The sequence below is a fragment of the Micromonospora deserti genome (assembly GCF_003236335.1).
GTDB lineage: Bacteria > Actinomycetota > Actinomycetes > Mycobacteriales > Micromonosporaceae > Micromonospora > Micromonospora deserti.
This window is the reverse complement of the sequence record NZ_POUB01000409.1, coordinates 1-3949: the sequence shown is the minus strand read 5'-3', so window position 1 is coordinate 3949 and position 3949 is coordinate 1. Positions and strand designations below refer to the sequence as shown.

General features: G+C 73.7%; 4 protein-coding genes. 2 read left to right on the top strand and 2 right to left on the bottom strand.

Annotation, left to right across the window (positions count from 1 at the left end; genetic code table 11):
* The coding region (locus tag C1I99_RS30225; RefSeq protein WP_111137578.1) for an ABC transporter ATP-binding protein at window positions 1-923 on the bottom strand (923 nt) is incomplete at its 3' end.
* A 159-nt stretch (window positions 924-1082) separates the two neighbouring features.
* Between C1I99_RS30225 and shbA the strand changes: the two genes are divergently transcribed.
* Complete coding sequence (gene shbA / locus C1I99_RS30220; RefSeq protein WP_111137577.1) at window positions 1083-1661, top strand: RNA polymerase sigma factor ShbA; 579 nt, start codon at window positions 1083-1085, stop codon at window positions 1659-1661.
* The gene (locus C1I99_RS30215) at window positions 1661-2473 is read left to right on the top strand and encodes an anti-sigma-D factor RsdA (protein WP_111137576.1); all 813 of its coding nucleotides are present in this window, start codon (window positions 1661-1663) and stop codon (window positions 2471-2473) included. The genes shbA and C1I99_RS30215 overlap by 1 nt, the downstream gene beginning before the upstream one ends.
* Before the next feature lie 517 nt (window positions 2474-2990).
* On the opposite strand, the gene C1I99_RS30210 is transcribed toward C1I99_RS30215, so the two are convergent.
* The coding region (locus C1I99_RS30210) for an aldo/keto reductase (RefSeq protein WP_199562447.1) at window positions 2991-3949 on the bottom strand (959 nt) is incomplete at its 5' end.

Here is a 3949-nt window from a genome sequence, read left to right as displayed (position 1 = left end):
GAGCCGGGGGGCGGGGTGACGCCGTGCTCCCGGCACCACTGCCCGGCGGGGCGCTCCGCGCGGCGGGGCAGCCCGTCGGTGGGCTGCAACTGCGGCGGGATGGGCGGCAGGGAGGGCAGTTCCACGCCGGCCTGCGCCTCGGCCTGCAACTCCTCGGCGTCCTTCTCCTCGGCCATTCCGATCGGGCCGATCCGCTGGGCGTTGAGGAACTGCCGCACGACCGGTTCGGTGCTGGACAGCAGCATCTCGCGGGGCCCGAACATGGCCAGGTGCCCGTGGTAGATCAGTCCGATGTTGTCCGGCACGGTGCGGGCGGTGTTGATGTCGTGCGTGACGATCAGGAACGTCGCCTCGGTGCGCTGGTTGAGGTCGATGATGAGCTGGTTGAGGTACGCGGTGCGCACCGGGTCGAGCCCGGAGTCCGGCTCGTCGAACAGGATGATCCGCGGGTCGAGGACGAGTGCCCGGGCCAGCCCGGCCCGCTTGCGCATCCCGCCCGATATCTCGCCCGGCAGTTTCCGCTCGGCGCCGGCCAGGCCAACCATGTCCAGCTTCTCGTTGACCACCGCCCGGATCTCGGCCTCGGTCTTGCGGGTGTGCTCGCGCAGCGGAAAGGCGACGTTGTCGTAGATGGTCATCGACCCGAACAGCGCGCCGTCCTGGAACAGCACGCCGAACAGCTTGCGCACCTCGTACAGGGCGCGCTCGGAGAGCGTGGGCAGGTTTCTGTCCTCGATCCAGATGTCGCCCCGATCCGGTCGCAGCAGCCCCACCAGGGTCTTGAGGAACACCGACTTGCCGGTGCCGGAGGGGCCGAGTAGCACCGAGATCTCGCCAGCCGGCAGGGTCAGGCTGATGTCGGACCAGACCGGCTGACCACCGAAGGACTTGGTCAGCCCGCGCACCGCCACCTCGACGCCCACGCGTCCTCCCCTCTCGCTACTGGGGACATCGCGGCGACCCGGCCGGGCGCAACAACTACTTTGCGTGACCTCCAGGCACCGATTGTGAGCTAGGCAAGAAGGGGCATGGCTCGATAGCGTGCCCGTAACCCGCCGGTAACGAAGGTGCCCCTCCACGCGATGACGACAACGATCGAGCCTGAGCTCGTCCACCGGGCCGCCCGCGGCGACCGGTCGGCCCTCGCGGCCCTGCTCGCCGACGTCCGGCCCGGGCTGCTGCGCTACTGCCGGGCGCGGCTGGGTCGCATCGGCGGCGCGTACACCACCGCCGACGATGTCGCCCAGGAGATCTGCCTCGCGGTGCTGCGTGCCCTGCCCCGCTACCGCGACCAGGGCACGCCGTTCTCCGCGTTCGTCTACGCCATCGCCGGGCACAAGGTGGCCGACGCGCAGCGGGCGGCGGTGCGGGCCTCCGCCGTCACCACCGGCGACCCGCCGCTGGAGACGCCGGATGCGGAGCCGGGGCCGGAGCAGCGGGCCGTCGCCACCGACCTCGCCCGCCGGTTGTCGGTGCTGCTCAACCGCCTGCCCGAGGCGCAGCGGGAGATCGTCGTGCTACGGGTGGCGGTCGGCCTGTCCGCCGAGGAGGTGGGCACGATCGTGGGTATGTCCGCGCCTGCCGTCCGGGTGGCGCAGTCCCGGGCGCTCGCCCGCCTCCGTACGCTGGCGGGCGACACACTCGACGAGGTGGCGGCCTGATGAGGGAGCACATGCCCGGCGGCGGCGAGGAGCTGGACCTGGCGACGATCGCCCGGGACGACCAGCTGCTCGACGCGCTCGGCCGCGGCGAGCCGGGTCCCGACAGCGACGGCCTCGCCGCGATGCTGGCCGCGTGGCGCGCGGAGGTGGGCGGTGACGAGGACGGCGACCACCTGGCGGAGGTCGACCCACCCGCCGTCGGTCCCCGGCCGGCCCGGTCTGCGCTCGCCGGCGGACGCCTCCTCCGTCTCGCCGCCGCCGTGGTCGCCCTCGCCGCCATCGCCACCGGGCTCGGCGTGAGCAGCCGCACCGCCGCGCCGGGCAGCCCGCTGTGGTCACTGACTAGGGTGCTGTATCCGGAGCACGCCGAGGTACGCGGCGTCGAGGACACCATCGCCCGCGCCCGGGCCGCCGTCGCCTCGGGCGACCTCGACACCGCCCAGCAGCTGGTCGACCAGGCACGCGGCGACCTCCCGGCGATCGACGACCACGCCACCGCGGCCCGCCTCGCCGCCGAACTCGACACCGTGCACCGTGACCTGGTCGAGGCGCTGTCGGGGCTGTCGCCGAGCGCACCGTCCGTCGGCATTCCGGCACCGGGCTCCGCCGCGACCCAGGAGCCTGCTCCCGCCGTCACCAACCCGGGGCCCGCCGCACCGAAGCCTTCGGCGCCGCCGTCACCGGGCGGCGGCTCCCTGCTGCCCGGTGACGGCCCGCTGCCCCTGCCCAGCCTGCTGCCGGAGTCGGACGCGCCGACGCTGCTGCCGTCCCCGCCCGGGCTGCCCCTGGCCACCGGCGGCCCGCTGGGCTGAGCCGAGCGCGATCCACTCCCGCCGCCGGGCGGGTCGCCCCCAGGCACGCGGTCGAGCCATCGGCCCGGATGTAACGAGACGCCGGGGTGCGGCGCCTCTCACGGAGAAGGTCCAGTGCGTGCCGTGCTGCGCGGGTCCGCACCGTTCCGACCAGGAGTGCCCAGGACACCCAGGAGCAGCGATGACTCGGTCGGCACATGGGACCCGGCGGCCGGGGTGGTCGCCGCGCGGCGAGGCGGGAGACCACCGCCGCCCGTGAAGACGCTGCTGATCATCCTGCTCTGCTGTTTGTGCTGCCTCTGGTGGATCCGCGCGCTGGTCCGGGCGTCGCGTCGCGTGGACCGCGACCTGGCGATCCTGACGGCGCTGCCGCCGAGCGCACCCGCGCCCTCCGACGCGGCGGATCCCACGCCCGATCCGCCAGCACGTCGCGCTCGTGGGCGGCGAGGGCTTCCGGAGGCGGATCCGGCATGCGCGGAGGGTTCCGCGCGTGGCGACGGGTGCCGTCCCGGGTGGCTCAGGGCAGGGCGGCACCCCGCGCGGTGACCCACAGGAGGTACCACTCCTCGTGGGTGAGCTGCGGCTCCCGCCGCGCGGCGTCCGCGCAGGCCCGGATGCGTTCCGGCCGGGTGGTGCCGATGACCGGCGCCACCCGGGCCGGGTGGCGCTGGAGCCACCACAGCAGGATCGTCTCGGGGGTGGTCTGCCTGCGCTCGGCCAGGTCTGCCACGAGCCGTGCGGTGGCCTGCTCCGCCGCTGTCTCCTGCCCACCGGTGAACCGGCCCTTCGCCAGCGATCCCCAGGCCTGCAACTGCATACCGTTCGCGGTGCAGTACTCGACGGTGCCGAGCGGGAAACCATTGCCGGTGGCGTCGGTGGTGTTCACCAGCACGCCGGCCTCGACCCAGTCGCGGCGGTGCAGGCTCATCTCCAGCTGGTTGGCGATCAGCGGGAAGTCGAGGTGGGCCTGCAGGCGCGCGATCTGCGCACCGCTCATGTTCGACACGCCGACCTGCCGCACCAGACCCTGCCGGCGCAATGAGCCGAGCGCGGTGGCGATCTCCGCCGGGTCGGCCAGCGGGTCGGGACGGTGCAGCAGCAGGACGTCGATCACGTCGGTACGCAGCCGGGTGAGGCTCTCCTCGACCCGCTGGAGGATGCTGGGCCCCCGCAGGTCGTACAGCCCGGGCTGGTCGCCGTGGGGTAGCCGGATCCCGCACTTCGTCTGCAGGACGACACGCTCCCGCAGGCCGGGCGTGCGGGCGAGCACCTCGCCGAAGACCGCCTCCGACTTGCCGTGCCGGTAGATGTCGGCCTGGTCGAACGCGGTGATCCCGGCCGCCAAGGCGGCCTGGACGGCGGCCTCGGCGTCGTCGATGTCCCGCGCGGTGTACGCATCGGCGTCCCACCCCCCGCCCAGCCCCATGCAGCCGTACAGCACCCGGCTGTCGCGCACGTCGGTGTCCGCTGTCATGC

Coding starts and splice junctions, on each gene's coding strand:
- C1I99_RS30215 (WP_111137576.1), top strand. CDS start 1,661: ATGAGGGAGCACATGCCCGGCGGCGGCGAGGAGCTGGACCTGGCGACG.
- shbA (WP_111137577.1), top strand. CDS start 1,083: ATGACGACAACGATCGAGCCTGAGCTCGTCCACCGGGCCGCCCGCGGC.